Consider the following 18,130-nt stretch of genomic DNA (forward strand, 5'->3'; position numbering starts at 1 on the left):
ATATTGACAGGTAAAATAGAATATGGTATTACATGTAATAGAGGTTTAGCACTCTGCGTGCAAGAGTGCTAAAAAAAGAAAAAGGAGAGGGAATGTCATGGCAAAGCGGAAATTTAAAGCAGAATCACAGAAGTTATTAGATATGGTAATTAATTCAATCTATTCACAGCGGGAGGTTTTTCTGCGTGAATTAATTTCAAATGCAAGTGATGCGATTGATAAAATTTATTATAAAGCATTAACAGACGATTCTTTAACTTTTGATCAGAGCAGCTATTACATTAAACTGATTCCAAATAAAGATAAGCGTACACTGACAGTCATTGATACGGGGATTGGAATGACAAAGGAAGAGCTGGAAAATAACCTTGGGGTGATTGCTAAAAGCGGCTCACACACCTTTAAATCTGAAAATGAAATTAAAGATGGTCATGATATTATCGGCCAATTTGGTGTTGGCTTTTACGCTGCATTTATGGTGGCAGATAAAGTAACTGTACTTACGAAATCAATTGATAGTGAAGAAGGGTATAAATGGGTTTCACAGGGATCAGACGGCTACACAATTACACCAATTGAACGTGAAGAAGTTGGAACAGAGATTATTCTTGAAATAAAAGAAAATGAAGACGAAGAAAATTATGATGAATTTTTAGATGAATTCAAGTTAAAACAAATCGTAAAGAAATACTCTGACTTTATCCGTTATCCAATTAAAATGGATGTTACTGAAAGTAAGTTAAAAGAAGGTACAGAAGATGAGTATGAAGATGTCATTGAAGAACAGACGCTCAATACAATGGTTCCAATCTGGAAGAAAAATAAGAGCGAACTGACAGATGAGGACTATCAGAACTTCTATCAGGAAAAACATTACGGATTTGATCAGCCATTACGTCATATCCATATTAATGTGGATGGTACCGTCCGTTATAATGCTATTTTGTTTATACCAGAACAGGCACCTTTTAATTACTACTCCAGAGAATATGAAAAAGGTCTGGAGCTGTATTCTAATGGTGTGTTGATTATGGAAAAATGTGCAGATTTACTGCCTGATTACTTCAGCTTTGTGAAAGGGATGGTTGATTCAGAAGACTTGTCCCTAAATATTTCCAGGGAAATGCTTCAGCATGACCGTCAGCTGAAAATCATTGCGAAAAATATTCATAAGAAAATAAAACAACAGCTGCTCAGCCTGCTGCGCGATGACAGAGAGAAATATGAAACATTCTTTAAAGCATTTGGCCAGCAAATTAAATTTGGTGTGTACAGTGATTTTGGCCAGCATAAGGAAGAACTGCAGGATCTGCTTCTGTTCTACTCTTCGAAGGAAAAAAAGCTGGTAACCTTAGAGGAATATGTATCACACATGCCGGAGGACCAAAAATATATTTATTATGCTTCAGGGGACTCCAATGAGCGTATTGAAAAACTCCCACAGACTGAAATTGTTGCCGATAAAGGCTATGAAATCCTTTATTTCACAGATGAGATTGATGAATTCGCAATTAAAATGCTGATGAAATATCAGGAGAAAGAATTCCGTTCTGTTTCCAGCGGAGACCTGGGTATTGAAGAGGATAATAAAGAGGAAGAGAAGGAAGAAACGGAAAGCCATAATGAGCTGTTCAAAGCAATGAAAGAGGTTCTCGGAGATAAAGTGAAGGATGTACGAGCCTCCAAACGTCTGAAATCACATCCGGTTGTCCTTTCTGCAGATGGAGAGATTTCCTTGGAGATGGAGAAAATTATAAATGCTATGCCGGATGACCAGCAGATTAAAGCAGACAAAGTACTTGAAATTAATGTAGATCATAGTATTTTTAAAGCACTCGAAGCAGCACAGGGAAATGATCAGGATAAATTAGAATTATATACAAATCTACTTTATAACCAGGCGTTGTTAATTGAAGGGCTGCCGATTGAAGATCCGGTGGCATTTACGAATGATATGAGTAAGATTATGGTTTGATTCCATTTAGAAAACATCGTATAGAGGGAGACCTTTTATACGGTGTTTTTTACTTTATTCATCAGCATTTCTGAATCTCTGCAGGAATGATATGTTTATTTTGTGAATTCAGAATGTTAAAATGATATCAATATAATTTTTTATATGGCAGGAGGATTTTATGAGGATAAGCGTAATTGCAAATGAAATTAACAAACAGGTAGAAAATTATTTATCTCTTTATCCTGAAGAGCAGGAAAGGTTAGCACCACTTATTCATCAGCTTAACGAAAATAAAACAGATATTTTTTCGAGAAAATCACTCCCGGGACACATCACTGCAAGTGCAATTATAATAAAAGAATCCAATCCTGATTATATGTTAATGATGCTTCATCAAAACTTGAAAAAATGGCTGCAGCCAGGCGGTCATGTAGACCCAGATGAAAGACCGGTCGAATCAGCTGTCAGAGAGCTGAAAGAAGAAACAGGAATGGATGGGGAAGTGGATGCAGCAGTTTCTCTTATCCCTTTAGATATTGATATTCATACGATTCCTGCCAATCCAAAAAAAGGGGAAGGGACTCATCAGCATTACGATTTCAGGTATATCGTGAAAGTAAACACGGAAGTTATATTGGGGAACATAGAGAATAATAAAGTTGCCTGGGTACATATAAAGGATATAGATAACAACGGGTTAAAAATATTGATAGAAAAATTGAGGCAACGCAAAGAAGTAAAAATAGGGGAGTGAACTTAAAATAGGCAGTAAAAAAGAATGAGTTGATTATTCCCTTTCAAGCCGTTAAATTTATTAAAAAATTAAAAGAAGCTTTTAAAGAAATTCAGCTAAATCCCTTTGGAGTTGTTGGAAAAAAGAGATTTAGCTGATATTTTTGGTTACGACATATATTATTAACGTAAAAATTATGAGATCGCTTATACAATCGGCCAGGGTGAAGATGGCAGAAATGTTATCATTGCCTTGGTTGGAATATGAGAACAATTTTATCAAGCGTTAAATAGATATATCAAAACACCAAAATAATTTATCAATTACTTCCGATACATCTTAAACTGTAAAAACAGCTCATTATAAAACGCCAGATTTTCCTTCCCGAGATTTTCATAAACCTCAAGCTTATCCGTCAATGCAGCATCCGGGTAAAAGCGTTCATCGTTCACCATTTCTTCAGGCATATATTTCAAAGCTTCTTTATTCGGCGTAGAGTAGCTGACATATTCTGTGTTCTGTGCAGAAATCTCAGGGTCCAGCATAAAGTTAATAAATTCATGTGCACCTTCGATATTTTTGGCAGTTTTGGGAATAACAAAATTGTCAAACCAAAGATTAGAGCCTACCTCAGGAACCACATAGTCCATTGCTTCATTTTCCCACATAATATCTGCAGCATCCCCGGACCAGCCGACTGCCACTGCAGCTTCATTATTCACCATCAGCATTTTGTTTTCATCCCCGACGATGGCACGGATATTAGGAGTCAGCTTTTCCAATTGATCCAATGTTTCATATAGATGCTCTGGATTTGTGTCGTTCAGAGAATAACCGAGTGTGTTTAAGCCCATACCTATAATTTCCCGGGCTCCATCAACAAGCAGAATCTGGTTCTCCAGGCGCGGGTCCCATAAATCATGCCATCCTGTTATTTCCATTCCCTCCGGAAGCAGCTCGGGGTTGAATATAATGCCTACTGTTCCCCAAAAATAAGGGGTTGAATAGCGATTATTCTCATCAAAAGGCAGATTTAAGAAGCGATCATCAATATATTGCAGGTTTGGAATTTTATCATGATCCAGCTCAAAGAGCAAGTCTTCTTCTTTCATTTTTTCAATAGTATATTCAGAAGGAACGGCGATATCATATGTTGTGCCGCCCTGTTCAATTTTGGTCATCATTGCTTCATTGGAATCGAAGGTCTCATAAATAACAGTGATTCCTGTTTCTTCTTCAAATTGCTGAATGACATCCGGGTCAATATAGTCTCCCCAGTTATATACGGTAAGTGTGTTGTCGCCGGAAAAACCCTGTGCAGCATTCAGACGGTTAATAACTATGAGTAAAACAACAGACACAACGAGAATAATAAGAAACGAACGGTTTAAAGCCTTCATCGTCTAAAGTTCGCCCCCTTTGTACCTGAGCTGCTTGCCAGGTAATAATAGACAACGACAAAAATGACAGTAATAACAAACATCAGTGTTGATAATGCATTAATATTTAAGGAGACGCCTCTTCTTGCCAGGGAATAGATTTCTACAGACAGTGTTGAAAATCCATTTCCAGTTACAAAGAAGGTCACTGCAAAATCATCTAAGGAGTACGTTAAAGCCATAAAGAAGCCGGCAAAGATTCCTGGTGCTATATAGGGCAGTGTTACTTTCGTCAAAACATTCCAATGGCTTGCTCCTAAATCGCGCGCTGCATCCTCTAAAGAGGGCGACATTTCCATCAGCTTCGGCAAAACCATCAGTACAACAATCGGTATACTGAATGCAATATGAGATAAAAGAACAGAATAAAATCCGAGCTGAATCCCCGCCATGGTAAAGAGAATCAAAAAGCTTGCTCCCATAATAACGTCAGGACTGACAATAAGGACATTATTTAATGAAAGCAATGTATTTCTAGTCTGTCTCCGTTTATAGGAGCGTATCCCGATAGCGCCGAGTACACCTGTTATTGTAGCAATAAGTGCAGATAATAAAGCAATGACTACTGTATTCAAGACGATAATTAACAGCCGGGTATCATGCAATAATTCCCGGTACCAATCAAGGGTAAATCTTTCAAAATGGCTCATAGTACCGCCGCTGTTAAAGGAATAGAAAATCAGGTAAAAGATAGGTGCGTATAAAATAAAAAAGATAAGCAGCAAAAATAGATTTGCGAACGAAGAAGATTTTTTCTCCATATTACACACCTCTCCTTCTAATCGAAGTCAGTGCCATAAAGCCGACCATGATGATAATTAAAAATACAGCAATGGTCGCGCCCATTCCCCAGTTCTGTGTCACGAGAAACTGCTGTTCAATCGCTGTCCCCAGCGTAATTACCCGGTTTCCTGCGATAAGTCGTGTCAGCATAAACAGGGATAAAGCCGGAATAAAAACAACCTGGCATCCTGATTTGACACCGTCCAATGTCAACGGGAAGATAACTCTTCGGAATGTTGTCCATTTAGATGCTCCCAAATCACTTGCTGCATAAAGCAGGCTGGGATTTAATTTATCCAGAGCATTAAAAATAGGTAAAATCATAAAAGGAATAAAAATATACACAGCAACAAATACAAAGCTGAAATCGGTAAATAAGAGCTGTCTGGATCCAATGCCGGCCCACTCTAAAAAACGGTTGGCAGCGCCGTGTGTGCCAAAAATTCCAATGAAGGCATAGGCTTTTAATAATAAATTGATCCAGGAAGGAACAATAATGAGCAGAAGCCATAGCTGCTTATGCTTGGTACGCGTCAGAATATAAGCTGTCGGATATGCTATGAGCAGCGAAATAACGGTTATCAAAAAAGCGTACCAAAACGAGTTTAAGGTCATTTGCAAATAAGTTGCAGTAAAAAAGTTTTTATAATTTGTTAAAGAGAAATTTCCATTAATATCAAAAAAAGAAAAGTAAACAACCAAAAGAATCGGCGCAATAACGAATATAATAATCCACAGTGCATAAGGGAGCATAAACAAATTTCGGAAGGTTTTATTTTGCATCGTTCTCATCCTCACTATAGGCATCGAGGCGGCGGTCGAAGTCTTCCTCTGATTCATTTAACCGCATAACATGAATGTCCTCAGGTGTGAAGCGGAGCCCGATTTCCTCGCCGATAGTTGCTTTTTTGGTCGATTGAACAAGCCATTCATTGCCGGTATCATCCATACAAGTAATTTCATAGTGCACCCCGCGGAATAATTGAGCTTGAACCGTAACGCGAATGCTTCCCTGTTCTACAGAAGTAATTTCCATATCCTCCGGCCGAATGACAATTTCAACAGCTTCATTCGGGTCCATCCCCTGGTCTACACATTCAAATTGTTTACCGGCAAATTCGACCAGAAAATCCTGAATCATTGTTGCCCGGATAATATTTGACTCGCCGATAAAGTCTGCAACAAACCGGTTAATCGGCTCATCATAAATATCGTTAGGTGTGCCGCTTTGCTGAATTTTTCCTTTGTTTAATACAAAGATTTCATCCGACATAGCAAGAGCTTCCTCCTGGTCATGTGTCACGAAAATAAAGGTAATCCCAAGACGTCTCTGCAGCTCCCGCAATTCATATTGCATTTGATAACGAAGCTTCAAGTCCAGTGCCGAGAGCGGTTCATCCAGCAGGATAATGGCCGGCTCATTGACAATGGCGCGGGCAATTGCTACACGCTGCTTTTGACCGCCGGACATATCCGTAATCTCCCGGTTTTCATAGCCTTTTAAATTTACAAAGCTGAGCGCTTCTTTGACCTTGGCATCCATATCTGCTTTTTTAACCTTTTTAATCCGTAACCCAAAAGCAACATTTTCATATACATTAAGATGGGGGAACAGGGCGTAATCTTGAAAAACGGTATTAATAGGACGCTTGTTGGCTGGTACATGATTAATCTTTTTTCCTTCAAAAAGAATATCGCCTGAGGTCGCTTCTGTAAATCCGGCAATTAAGCGGAGAATTGTTGTTTTCCCACATCCGGAAGGACCGAGCAGGGTATAAAACTTTCCTTTTTCTATTTCAAAACTGACGTGATCCAAAACAGGTGCATCATCGTCAAATTGTTTCATTACATGATTGAATTGAATAATTGGTTTTTTTGCCATTTCAGACTCCTTTTTACATAAAGATATCTAATAAAAAATCCTTTGCATATATTCACGTGTGAACATAAAGGAGTGCTATCATTCTTATCAGATTCGAAATAATTATACACGAAAATAAATCATTTGAAATCAATTTTTTTTAGGTATTATTTTGAAGGAAAAAGCAGATAACGATACCGAAAAATAAATAATCAAATTAATTTTTGAAATTCTCATATTTTGTTCAATATTTAAGGTTATGAAATAGCAGAATCGGGGAATATGATTATTAGGTCGGAGGTTAAACGAATGTAAGAATAAATTTTTTATAAAAGGTTTACAGGAAAGAGAAATAGTAAACACTTATTAATAGAAAACCTGGCTCCTGCCTGCCATACAATAGTCACATTTTATAAAAAAAGTGACACGATGTCATGAAAAAAATTGACTTATGACATCGTGTCACTTAATATAGAATTATAGAACATGACATTGTGTCACATGAGCTTATGGAGGAGCAAGAATATGCCTACATCTACATTTTTTAATTTGAACGACTCAAAAAGGGCTAAATTATTGCAAGCAGCAGAAAAAGAATTTGCAAGAGCTCCGTTACCACAAGCCTCCATTGCGAATATTGTAAAGCTTGCAGGTGTTTCAAGAGGAAGTTTTTATCAATATTTTAACGGTAAAGAAGATGCATTTTATTATTTATTAAAGATCCATACAGATAAGCGCCGGGCATACTTTTTAAAGCTGTTACAGGAAAAGGACGGAGATCTGATGGCTTCTATGGATCAGGTTTTTCGCACAATGCTTATCGAGCTTTCTGAAGAGGAGCATTTACAATTCTTAAAAAATGCCGTGCTTAATGTCACGCATGAAATTGAAGATTCATTTACGGAGTTATTCTTAGGGAAACAGCCAGAGGTAGATGCAGTGAATCAAGTAAAGGATCTGGTGGATTTTAAAAAATTAAATATTGATAATAAACAAGAGTTCTTCCATGTTATGCAGATTTTAACATCTGTCACATTTCGAAATATTGTGGATCAGTTATCCAGAAATCTTTCTCATGAAAAAGCTATAGAGAATTTTCGTATTGAAATGGACCTGTTAAGCAAAGGTTTATCAAAGGTAAAGAAGCAAGTATAAACTTTTCCATTTGTGCGACGGGGGCGATGACCCGGTCATAATTTGGTATTTACCCAAAGGTTTAGCAAAGGTCAAGTTTTCTAATGATTTAGGAAAAGAAACTATATAAAAATGGGGTATGATTAATGACAGTAACAATTTATGGTGCAGCATGCTCATCAACAAGAAAAGCAAAACAATGGTTTACGAAAAACGGAATTGAATATACAGAACGTAATGTAATCAGAGAACCTTTGACAGTCAATGAATTACAAAATATTCTTCGTATGACAGTAGAAGGAACAGATGAAATTATTTCTACACGCTCTAAAATTTATAAAGATTTAGATCTTGATATTGAAGCATTGCCGTTGCAGGAGTTATTAGAGATTATTCAAGAATATCCCCGTCTTTTACGCAGTCCGATTATGGTAGACGCGAAAAGATTGCAAGTTGGCTATCATGAAGAGGATATCCGCCAGTTTTTACCGCGGAAAACGAGAGAAAGCCAATGGCTGCAATGGAGAAAGAATCATCTTCGTGTTGCGGAAAGCTGATAGAATGATGAATTAACGGAGGAGACAATGCAATTTATTGCCAAACAACCGTATGTAAAAGTTGTCCGTCAAGTAAGCGTATTAGAACAAAAGGATACGGAAGAACAACGTTATATGTATCTTTATGAAGATAAGATTGTCACACGATACCGGGAATTCTCAATTGAAGATGTTATGGATATTTCATACCGGCTCACTGGAAAAAAAGAAAAAGGAATGCTTTATTTACACACTCTTAAAGGAGTTTATGCCTACATTATAAAATCTTCACCGGAACAGTTTATCGATGCGTTTAAAGCTCGAACACATAGTACCATCCATCGGAATTAAGGGAATATAATGAGCAGCTCGAAGTTTTTACAAGAAACTTCCTTCGGGCTGATTCTTCTGCGCCCAAAGCCTTAGCTCATCTTCCTCGGAGCTTATATGGTTTTATCCACTTTCAATAATATAACCTATGAAGGAAACTCTGAGTGAATGAGATGTCACTTGGGGTTTTTAACTTATTTATAGAAAAATGCTGATAGAAGTGAAAATGAAATATAAAAAAATTATGCGGTTAGAAGATGATTCTAATAATGAAGAGGAGTTATTTTTCTCAATTCTTCTCTATCACAGGTCCATCATATGATACTAGGCGAATAACCAAAATTCGTCCTATTTTTTTCTTTGTGCATAAGCTGATTTTAGAGGTGATGAAAATGGTATATCTGAACCGGCAAAAGCGCATTTATGCAGATGATATAAAGGGTGCTTCGTCTAATCAGGAAACATTTATTTATGCTCATGCAAGTGAGAGAGAACAAAAACAGCTGGAAATGCAAAGGGAATCTACAGAAGTATTACAGCAGCTTCAGCGGGATGTTTTTGCAAAAAATCAGCAGCTGGAACGCATTGCGAAAAGATTAAAGGAGATGGACAAAAATAGAAAGAATCATCAGCAGGTGCAGGAGAAGGTATTAGATCGATTAGATTTGCTTGATGAAAATTCAAGGAGTGAAAGCGGACAGCTTGCACAGGTTCTTGCTATTCAAAAGAAGGCTGAGGCAGAGACAGATGATATTAAGAATAACCAGGCATCTATTCATGTTAAGCTTGAAAAAATAGAGGATGTAAATGCAATAATATCAAAAAAAGTGGAGGAGCAGGGAAATAAGTTAGAAGAAATTTATAATCAGACGGGACAAAGAGAAGAAGAACTCACGCTGCTCCATGAAAGAATCGATACACAGGAGGCATGGCTTGAGAAATTGATGCGTCAGGTCCATGATTTACGTGGAATCATTTATGAGAGAGCAGATGAAGTGATAAAGAAGATAGAAAAAAGTATACAATTGTTTGGCGGCAAGTGGAATGTTGTTCATCGGGAAGATACAAAGTCATCTAAAGAAACATTAAAGAAGTGAGCTGTTTCATAAGAAACGGCTCACTTCTTTAATGGGTACATATGCGACTAAACATTTATGAGGTTTAATATTCCTTTTAAGCAGCATCATTTCTCTTTAAAGAATGAAAGTGATAAAATCAGATTGATACATTGTGAACTGAAAATAGAGAATAAATATAGAATTAATGACGACAAATACGAGGTGGCAAAACATGAAAACAACAAGTTTCCGAGATACTTGGGCGGAAGTATCTCTGCAGGCTTTAGCCTTTAATGTAAAACAATTCAAACAGCATATTCATAAAGAAGCACGCTTTATGGCTGTTGTGAAGGCAGATGGATATGGTCACGGAGCTGTAGAAATTGCTGAAGAAGCATTAGCTAATGGAGCGGACTGGCTTGGAGTTGCTTTTTTAGATGAAGCACTGGCCTTAAGAGAAGCAGGGATTATTGCACCTGTATTAATACTAGGCTATACACCGGGTTATGCAGTCCATAAAGCAATAGAGCAGGATATAACACTGACAGTCTATTCGCAGGAAACAATAGAAGCAATTCGCCAGGCAGCAATAACTTTAGAGAAAAAGGCAAAGGTTCACATCAAAGTGGATACAGGAATGACGCGTATTGGTATCCGGTCAGTGGAAGAAGCATTGGAGTTATGTCAAGCCTTAGACCAGGAAGAAATAGAAGTAGAGGGAATCTTTACTCATTTTGCGGAGGCGGATAATGGCAAGTCAAGTGAGTATACGTATCAGCAATTTGAAAGATTCCAGCAGATTTATCAGGCAGTAGAAGCGAATGGGTACAAAATTCCTATCAAGCATTGCTGTAACAGCGCCGGGACGATTGCATATACGGAAATGCACCTGGATATGGTTCGTGTAGGAGTAAGCCTGTATGGTCTTTATCCGGAGCCTCATTTAAAGGGAATTCTGCCGCTGAAGCAGGTGATGAGCTTGAAAACAAAGCCTGTACTTATTAAGCCTGTTCCGGCTGGACAATCTATCAGCTATGGCAGAACCTATACAACAAAGGAAGAAGTAAAAATTGCTACCTTACCAATCGGCTATGCAGATGGATTATCACGTCTCTTATCCAATCAGGGGCATGTTACCATTCGTGGGAAGGAATGTCTGATTGTCGGACGCATCTGTATGGACCAGACGATGGTGGATGTTTCGAACATAGATGATGTTCATGAGAATGATATTGTCACCATTTTTGGCGACCCCAGTGAAGGATATGTTTCTTTGGACATTGTAGCAAAACAAATGCAAACCATTCATTATGAAACAGTTTGTTTAATTGGAAAACGTGTACCGCGAAAATATGTGAGGTAAAGTAAAACTTCATTTAGCAGTTTCTTTTCGGTGTACTGCGATAAAAATTGGAATAGGAATGATAAAGGATGACTCCTTTTACACATGAGGTTATCAAAATAATACAGCAAATACCACCAGGAAAGGTTATGACTTATGGACAAATAGCCAGAGAGGCCGGTAATCCTAGAGCTGCGAGACAGGTTGTCCGGATCCTCCATTCAATGAGCAGAAAGCATAACCTGCCCTGGCACCGTGTAATCAATGCAAAAGGCCAGCTGGCAATTCCAAATGAAGAGGCAAATTGGGAGCAGCGCACCCGTTTGGAGGCGGAAGATATTCATGTAAGTTCTGCCGGGCGTGTGAATTTAAAAGAGTACCAATGGATTCCAGACTGATAAGCATCTAACTGTATTTCTATTTGTCAACTAGGTATAATACAGGTAAATAACTGCTTTTAAAAAGCGTTTTCATTCCTGTCTGTTTATGTTCCTTTGTAATCATATGAGCAATATAGAAGGTTCGCGTTATAAAGAAGTCTATTTATAGGCGAACAAAGTAAATGTGCATCCATATGTTTGCATAGACTGATTAAGAATCAGATAAACATTCCTGGACAAAAAGAAATAAATTGATAATATAGGAGGATGCTCCGTGAAAATAGTTGGTATTTCTGGTTCAACGGTCGGCTCAAAAACAAGAGTTGCAGTGGACCATGTATTAAAGTATATGGAAAAAGAACATACTGGAGTAGATATAGAACTGTTAGATTTAAAGGACTACAATGTGGTATTCAGTGACGGACGTCCTTACAAAGATTATACAGGTGACACAAAAGTCTTGTTGGAAAAAATTATGCAGGCTGATGGAATCCTGATCGGAATGCCTGTTTTTCAAGCATCTATTCCAGGAACATTAAAGAATATTTTTGATCTGCTTCCTGTCGATGCTTTTCGGAATAAAATGGTTGCAATTGTAGCAACTGCGGGCACAACGAAGCACTATTTAGTGCCGGAACAGCATTTAAAACCGATTCTTCACTATATGCATGCATGGGTAATTCCCAAATATGTATTTGTTGAAGAAAAGGATTATACAAACTATATAATCACGAATCAAAATGTTATTGATCGTTTAAATAAATTATCAGATGATCTTATTCATTATGTGGATATCCTGCAGAAGCATCCGGAAATAACGCCATTTATATAAAGTGAGGCTTTAGGAATACTATGCTGTAATCTAAAAAGTCCTTTTACGAAATTATGTTTTCGCAAAAGGGCTTTTTACGTATTTATAGACATATTTTTCTCATGAGCTGTTACCAGGCAACTCCTTTGTGTTTGGAGTCAATGGTAAACAGGCTATGGGCAATAAGAAATTGTGCACTATAGTAAGTAAGCATAATAACTTCATTTGCGGCTGCAAAACTGGATATGAACATATTCCAGGCAAGCATACTGTCGGAAATGATAAATAAAATACTTCCTAGAACAGCCCAGCGGTTCCCCGTCATTACAGCCGTAAATGTCATCAGGGTAATGATTCCAATATAAGCGATGACAGGGATGATAAGGGTTGTCTCCCCATCAGTCTGCAGTCTGCTTATAAGCTGATAACCAATCCAGCAGGCAAAAAGAATAAGTGGTATAGAAGAAAGAAATCTTGGTAAAGAAAAGCGCCATTCTTTTAAAAAGCCGATTGTATAGAATACATGACCAACAAAAAAAGCAGTTAAGCCGATTAAAAACCAATGCAACGTTGCATCCCCAATCAGGCAAAATATAATACCGCCAATAATCCAATAATGTACGGTCTTTCGTTTTGGCAGTGATTGCTCAAAAGCATAGATCAGAATAAGCACCATTGGAATTACCTTAAAGAAAATACTGAATGCTAACGGCTCTGATGGTGAAATAAATATATAGACAATTCCTGTAGTCAGAATCAATATGGGTAAACGATAGAGCATCAAATTGGACACATTCCCTTCATTTATCAGGATGAGAATCTTCAGATAAGTTTAGTTTAATCATAGTAAAAAAATGCTTATATAACAAATTCTAGATATATAACAGAATTCCTTTTTTGAAGTATTGCAATGGTGGAAGAAATAAGGAGTTACAAGGAGATGAATAATGAAAAAACTTAATGGTTTTTTAGACATCGTTAAGGATTAATAGGGTTGTACATTATTTATTCGAAACTAGATACAAACAAACTCCAGAGATAATTAAGAGAATTAAAGAAAATTTTTCATTTGGGATATGTAAGCTTTTTATAATAAAAAACTCCCCTTGCCGCCCCTGATTGAGGAGCAAGAGGAGATTCTATTATTGTTCGATAGATACTTCTTTTAAATTTAAAAGCTGTGTTGGTGATTGAGTTAATCCTTTTACACTGTCATCGACACCTAATAAATATTGCTGATGGTGAATATAAACCATTGGCGTAATTTCAGCCAGTAATTCCTGTGTTTGACGGTAAAGCTCTAATCGTTCATCAGGATCACCTTCCTGACGGGCCTGGTCTAATAAATCATCGAGCTCGGGATCAACTGTAAAAGTTCTATTTCCTGATTCACCCAGATTATCTGAATGGAATAAAGGATATAAGCCGTTATCAGCATCTCCGGTAACGGTTGTCCAGCCAAAGACAAACATATCATGCTCGCCGTTAGCAGTCTGTTCAAGCATAGAGCCCCATTCCACAGTTCTTACTTCTGCATTAATACCAATTTCCTTCAGCTGTGCCTGGATATTTGTTGCTGTATCAATGCGCTGACGATCATCATTTGTCCAAATTGTTGTGGAGAATCCATCCTCCAGACCTGCTTCAGCAAGTAATTCTTTCGCTTCTTCTATATTATATTCTTGGTCTTTTACGTCCTCACTGTAACCAAACACACTTGGTGCAATTGGAGTATGTGCAGGAATGCCGACATCATCATAAATACCGGAAAGAATTTCTTCTTTATCAATTGCTTTAGCTATTGCCTGGCGGACACGTACATCATCAAATGGTTCCTTCTCCATGTTAAATCCTAAATAGGATAGTGCCAGACTGTCCTGAGCCTGAACGGATAGATGATCAGAACCCTCAATTTGAGCCACATCAGACGGGCTTAAGGAGTTCGCAACCTGAGAGTCACCGGTCTGCAGCTCTGCAATACGAGTTAAATCTTCCGTAACTACTTTGAAGGTTACCGAATCAAGCAATGCCGGCTCGCCCCAGTAATCTTCATTATTTACTAAACGGACGTATTGACCAGGCTGCCATTCATCGTATTTGAAAGGGCCAGTGCCCTGTGGATTTGCACTGATAACATTTCCAGCATCTTCTCCATCTTCCATAGCTGCGTAGTCTTCTTCAATCTGATCCTTTGAAATCATCACTCCACCTGGATGAGCAAGGTGAGCCGGTAATGCAGCAAAAGGATATTCTGTTTTAAAATGAACAGTATAATCATCGACTACTTCGACTTCAGAAATCATATTGTACATAATTGCGCGTGGAGATCCTACATCCGGATCAAGCGTACGGTCAATATTTGCTTTTACAACGTCTGCATTAAAATCAGAGCCGTCATGGAATTTAACATCCTGACGCAGCTTGAATTCCCACGTAGTATCGTCAATTTGCTCCCATTCCTCTGCAAGCAAAGGCTGAACCTCCATATTCTCATCCTGGGTAACAAGTGTTTCAAAAATATTTCGTTGTACGTCACTGGACGGGGTATCATTGGAAGCAGCCGGATCAAGTGATACAGCATCTGCTGGAGTGGTAATCGTTAAATCACCGCCTGGCGTACCTCCTTCTGAATCATTGCTCCCAGATTCATTCGTATTACTATCTGGCTCACTGGCACAAGCAGCCAAAACGAGGCTCAACAGAGCTATAAATACGAGCACATATATTTTTTTCTGTATTCTCATAAGATGTTTCTCCTTTTCCATGTTGTACTTTAAAGCCTGATTATATTGTAATAATCAGGCTTCAGCTTACTTAAATTATTTGATTTTACCAGCCTGGAACGACAGAGCCGTCGAAGTTTTCTTCAATAAATTCTTTTACTTCATCTGTGTGGTAAAGATCAATAAATTGCTGAACTACTTCATCATCCTTATTTTCTGTGCGGGTTGCAATTAAGTTAACAAAGGTAGAGTCCTGCTCAATAAAGATAGAATCATCTTTAGGGGAAAGGTCAGCTTCAATTGCAAAATTGGAATTAATTGCCGCTGCATCTACTTCACCAAGCTGCCTTGGTATTTGCGCAGAATCTAACTCAAGCAGCTCAAGATTTTTTGGATTTTCAACAACATCATTTACTGTTGCGTTAACACCTAAACCTTCTTCTAATTTGATAAGTCCAGCTTGTTCAAATAATAATAAAGCACGTCCGCTGTTGGTAGGGTCTCCAGGAAGACCTAATGTTGCACCGTCTGGAATATCTTCAAGCGAATCAACAGATTCAGAATAAACCCCCATCGGGAAAGTTACAGTATCTGCTACTTTAACAATATCTAAGCCTCTTTCTTCAACCATACTGTCCATAAAAGGTTCTGTTTGGAAGCTGCTGATGTCAATATCACCTTCGTCTAAAGAAACATTCGGCATGACATAATCGCTAAACACAACCGTTTTAATCTCTAAATCATCTTCAGCTGCAATTTCAGCTATTTTTTCAACAATTTCTTCATGCGGCCCGGCTGTTACACCGACTGTCAGTACACCATCCTCAAGTAAGTCTGATTCACTGCCGCTTTCGTCATCTCCGCCGCAGGCAGCAAGGAAAACGAGTAATAAAGCTGTAATACTAAGTAAATATTTCTTCATGATAGATCTTCCTACTTTCATTTTTATTTTGAATAGTCTTCAAGTTGTAAGAATGCACTAATAACTTTATCTGCATTGATGTCTTTCTTCATCAAATGAATAGATTCCTCTTCACGGGTAACCTTCTTCGCAATAGCTTCCAACAGCTCCTGATCATCTGTCTGTATGGAGAAGTCTGTCAAGCTTGTTGGAAAGCCCCATGCTTCATAATAATTCAAGAGCTTATGAAGCTCTTCAATATCCTGTTCTATGACAAGCTGAGCTAAAATACCGTAGGATACGATTTCCCCATGAAGGGAATCAGCGATTTGCGGTGCTGCTGTTAAACCATTATGAATAGAATGTGCACCGGCAATACGTCCAGCTTTCCCGCCAAAGCCTCCAACCATACCACCTGTTGCAATAATGGCTTCAATAACGCGAATGAGTGCATCTGTCACCTGATTATTTTCACAAGCTTTAATTGCTGCTTCACTGTCAGCAAGCAAAATATCTTTGCAGGAACGGGCTGCGAACTGAGAAATTTGCAGCCAGACTGGAAGTGTACCAGCAGGATAGAAGGCTTCCACTAAAGAACGGGCTTCATAGAATTTTGCCAACGTATCGCCAATCCCTGCTTTTAAATATTTTACAGGAGCTTCTGCGATAATTGCCGGTTCTACTATGACCAATGTATTGGCCTCAGGAAATTCTGTATAATGAGAATGCGCTCCGTCTTCCTGATAAAAGACACTTAACGGGGTCCACGCTGCACAAGTTGCTGCAATGGTTGGGATTAAGATGCTTTTTATTTGTGCATTTATAGCGGATGCTTTCGCTATGTCTAAAGCTGTTCCGCCGCCAATACCAATGACAGCATCAACCTGTTGTTCCTGATAAATCTTTGCAAGTCTGCTGGTTCGTTCGACAGTACAATGCCCATCTGCAAAATGTATATCTTTCTCTTTTATGTTATCTGTAATTGCAGCTGGAAGATATGGTTTTGCCTTTTCCCAGGCAGTTCTGCCGGTAACGACTGCAATTCGTTCCACATGCAGATCATTCAAGTTTTCTGCAAGGTGTTTCAGAGCACCTTCACCAATTTGATAATGGCCTGGTGAGCCCTTTACAGTAGCTATTTGCATGATAAGATGTCCCCTTTTAAAATAACTTTAAATAGAATTCAAAAAGTACGGAGAAATTCACCGTATTATATTTATTGGACTTTTTGAACAACCTCTTTAAATGCTACATAAAAAACCTCTCTATTTGCTCTAGAGAGGTTGAAAAAGTTTATTTACTAAACGTCCTCTCTTATTTTCCAAAGCGCATAATGCGCTTTGCAGGATTTAGCACCTTTTTTAGAACGAATTCTAGAAAGGTTGCCGGGCTTCGTCGGGCCAGTCCCTCCGCCACTCTCAATAAGAGTTCTTATGTAACTGTTGTTATATCTTAATATGAAATATATGAAAAGTCAATGGCTTTAGAAAGAGTGCTAAATATAGATATATAAGCAGAAATAATAAGTTACATCTTTAATATCTATTATTTTCTTCTATTTTGAAAATGTCCCACAATTTCAGAGATTCCTATACATGTCAGAATGACGCCAAAGGTTTGAAATAGTATAAGCGTGCTTTTGAAAGGGTTAAAAACAAGAACAGCTCCTCCAACCATGAGGAGAATACAAAAAATAGTCCAGCCAGTACTTTTTATATTCAAGGCTACAATCAGTTGCATTAGTCCATTGATGATAATCGCTAAACCTAATAAAAACGGTAAAATCGAGAAAAGTGTTGGTGCAAAGTAAATGAAGACAGCAGCCAATACAATTAAAAGAATGCCGCCTGCTAAACCTATATCATAAGTGCCGGTCTGTTGTTTTAATTTGTAGCTTTGATATATTTTAATAACACCTAGTAAAGTTAGATACCCTGCAATCAAATAACCCACAAAATGCAAGAATCCATTTGGATTAATAAAAATTGCTGCACCGATGAATATAAATATAACTGCACGGAGTATCGCATGACGTTGAAAGTTTTCTTTGAAGTCCTTAATCATTTAGTTTGGCCTCCCTTATGTCTTTTTTTTTATTCTAATGTAAAAATCATGTTTTTACTATATAAATAGATTTAATAT

At 37.9% G+C, this 18,130-nt stretch carries 18 protein-coding genes and 1 riboswitch; of the genes, 9 read left to right on the forward strand and 9 right to left on the reverse strand.

Features of this window, described 5'->3' with window-relative positions; translation table 11 throughout:
• Nucleotides 1–97: 97 nt before the first annotated feature.
• Nucleotides 98–1,975: a molecular chaperone HtpG gene (gene htpG, locus OSO01_RS17585; protein WP_147211750.1), complete on the forward strand. Its 1,878-nt coding sequence runs from the start codon at nucleotides 98–100 to the stop codon at nucleotides 1,973–1,975.
• A 160-nt stretch (nucleotides 1,976–2,135) separates the two neighbouring features.
• Nucleotides 2,136–2,711, forward strand: a complete 576-nt coding sequence (locus tag OSO01_RS17590; protein WP_147211751.1) for an NUDIX hydrolase — start codon at nucleotides 2,136–2,138, stop codon at nucleotides 2,709–2,711.
• 302 nt (nucleotides 2,712–3,013) lie between these two features.
• Here the strand turns inward: OSO01_RS17590 and OSO01_RS17595 are convergent, their stop codons facing one another.
• Genes OSO01_RS17595 through OSO01_RS17610 form a run of 4 tightly spaced genes read right to left on the reverse strand, consistent with a single transcriptional unit; the run spans nucleotide 3,014 to nucleotide 6,794 of the window.
• Nucleotides 3,014–4,090, reverse strand: coding sequence for an ABC transporter substrate-binding protein (locus OSO01_RS17595; protein ID WP_147211752.1), 1,077 nt, complete (start codon nucleotides 4,088–4,090; stop codon nucleotides 3,014–3,016).
• Nucleotides 4,087–4,890: an ABC transporter permease gene (locus tag OSO01_RS17600; protein WP_147211753.1), complete on the reverse strand. Its 804-nt coding sequence runs from the start codon at nucleotides 4,888–4,890 to the stop codon at nucleotides 4,087–4,089. Before OSO01_RS17600 ends, OSO01_RS17595 begins: the two co-directional genes overlap by 4 nt.
• 1 nt (nucleotide 4,891) lies before the next feature.
• Entirely contained in the window at nucleotides 4,892–5,695 is an 804-nt protein-coding gene (locus OSO01_RS17605; protein ID WP_147211754.1) for an ABC transporter permease, read from the reverse strand.
• Nucleotides 5,685–6,794 carry an ABC transporter ATP-binding protein gene (locus tag OSO01_RS17610; RefSeq protein WP_147211755.1) on the reverse strand — a complete coding sequence of 370 codons (1,110 nt, stop codon included), beginning with the start codon at nucleotides 6,792–6,794 and terminating at the stop codon, nucleotides 5,685–5,687. Before OSO01_RS17610 ends, OSO01_RS17605 begins: the two co-directional genes overlap by 11 nt.
• A gap of 504 nt (nucleotides 6,795–7,298) precedes the next feature.
• On the opposite strand from OSO01_RS17610, the gene OSO01_RS17615 reads away from it, so the two are divergent.
• From OSO01_RS17615 to OSO01_RS17645, 7 genes are all read left to right on the forward strand, one after another.
• Nucleotides 7,299–7,928: a TetR/AcrR family transcriptional regulator gene (locus tag OSO01_RS17615; RefSeq protein ID WP_147211756.1), complete on the forward strand. Its 630-nt coding sequence runs from the start codon at nucleotides 7,299–7,301 to the stop codon at nucleotides 7,926–7,928.
• A gap of 125 nt (nucleotides 7,929–8,053) precedes the next feature.
• Nucleotides 8,054–8,464: a Spx/MgsR family RNA polymerase-binding regulatory protein gene (locus OSO01_RS17620; protein ID WP_147211757.1), complete on the forward strand. Its 411-nt coding sequence runs from the start codon at nucleotides 8,054–8,056 to the stop codon at nucleotides 8,462–8,464.
• 27 nt (nucleotides 8,465–8,491) lie between these two features.
• Nucleotides 8,492–8,794, forward strand: coding sequence for a hypothetical protein (locus tag OSO01_RS17625; protein ID WP_147211758.1), 303 nt, complete (start codon nucleotides 8,492–8,494; stop codon nucleotides 8,792–8,794).
• Between the two features lie 371 nt (nucleotides 8,795–9,165).
• Nucleotides 9,166–9,870 (forward strand): hypothetical protein, encoded by a 705-nt coding sequence (locus OSO01_RS17630; protein WP_156985222.1) that lies wholly within the window; start codon nucleotides 9,166–9,168, stop codon nucleotides 9,868–9,870.
• Between the two features lie 193 nt (nucleotides 9,871–10,063).
• On the forward strand, nucleotides 10,064–11,194 hold the full coding sequence (alr, locus tag OSO01_RS17635; RefSeq protein ID WP_147211760.1) for an alanine racemase: 1,131 nt from the start codon (nucleotides 10,064–10,066) through the stop codon (nucleotides 11,192–11,194).
• A 68-nt stretch (nucleotides 11,195–11,262) separates the two neighbouring features.
• On the forward strand, nucleotides 11,263–11,571 hold the full coding sequence (locus OSO01_RS17640) for an MGMT family protein (protein WP_147211761.1): 309 nt from the start codon (nucleotides 11,263–11,265) through the stop codon (nucleotides 11,569–11,571).
• A 256-nt stretch (nucleotides 11,572–11,827) separates the two neighbouring features.
• On the forward strand, nucleotides 11,828–12,385 hold the full coding sequence (locus OSO01_RS17645) for an NADPH-dependent FMN reductase (RefSeq protein WP_147211762.1): 558 nt from the start codon (nucleotides 11,828–11,830) through the stop codon (nucleotides 12,383–12,385).
• Between the two features lie 109 nt (nucleotides 12,386–12,494).
• Here OSO01_RS17645 and OSO01_RS17650 read toward each other — a convergent pair whose 3' ends face one another.
• From OSO01_RS17650 to OSO01_RS17670, 5 genes are all read right to left on the reverse strand, one after another.
• Nucleotides 12,495–13,145 carry a lysoplasmalogenase gene (locus OSO01_RS17650; RefSeq protein ID WP_246145206.1) on the reverse strand — a complete coding sequence of 217 codons (651 nt, stop codon included), beginning with the start codon at nucleotides 13,143–13,145 and terminating at the stop codon, nucleotides 12,495–12,497.
• A 361-nt stretch (nucleotides 13,146–13,506) separates the two neighbouring features.
• On the reverse strand, nucleotides 13,507–15,108 hold the full coding sequence (locus tag OSO01_RS17655; RefSeq protein WP_147211763.1) for a glutathione ABC transporter substrate-binding protein: 1,602 nt from the start codon (nucleotides 15,106–15,108) through the stop codon (nucleotides 13,507–13,509).
• Nucleotides 15,109–15,193: 85 nt separating this feature from the next.
• Nucleotides 15,194–16,009 carry a MetQ/NlpA family ABC transporter substrate-binding protein gene (locus OSO01_RS17660; RefSeq protein ID WP_147211764.1) on the reverse strand — a complete coding sequence of 272 codons (816 nt, stop codon included), beginning with the start codon at nucleotides 16,007–16,009 and terminating at the stop codon, nucleotides 15,194–15,196.
• Nucleotides 16,010–16,032: 23 nt separating this feature from the next.
• A complete protein-coding gene (locus OSO01_RS17665) occupies nucleotides 16,033–17,133 on the reverse strand; it encodes an iron-containing alcohol dehydrogenase family protein (protein WP_147211765.1) in 1,101 nt (366 codons plus the stop codon).
• Between the two features lie 166 nt (nucleotides 17,134–17,299).
• Nucleotides 17,300–17,416, reverse strand: a riboswitch (SAM riboswitch).
• 117 nt (nucleotides 17,417–17,533) lie between these two features.
• Entirely contained in the window at nucleotides 17,534–18,052 is a 519-nt protein-coding gene (locus tag OSO01_RS17670; RefSeq protein WP_147211766.1) for an HdeD family acid-resistance protein, read from the reverse strand.
• Nucleotides 18,053–18,130: the final 78 nt, after the last annotated feature.

The sequence above is a fragment of the Oceanobacillus sojae genome (assembly GCF_007991515.1).
Classification (GTDB): Bacteria; Bacillota; Bacilli; order Bacillales; family Amphibacillaceae; genus Oceanobacillus; species Oceanobacillus sojae.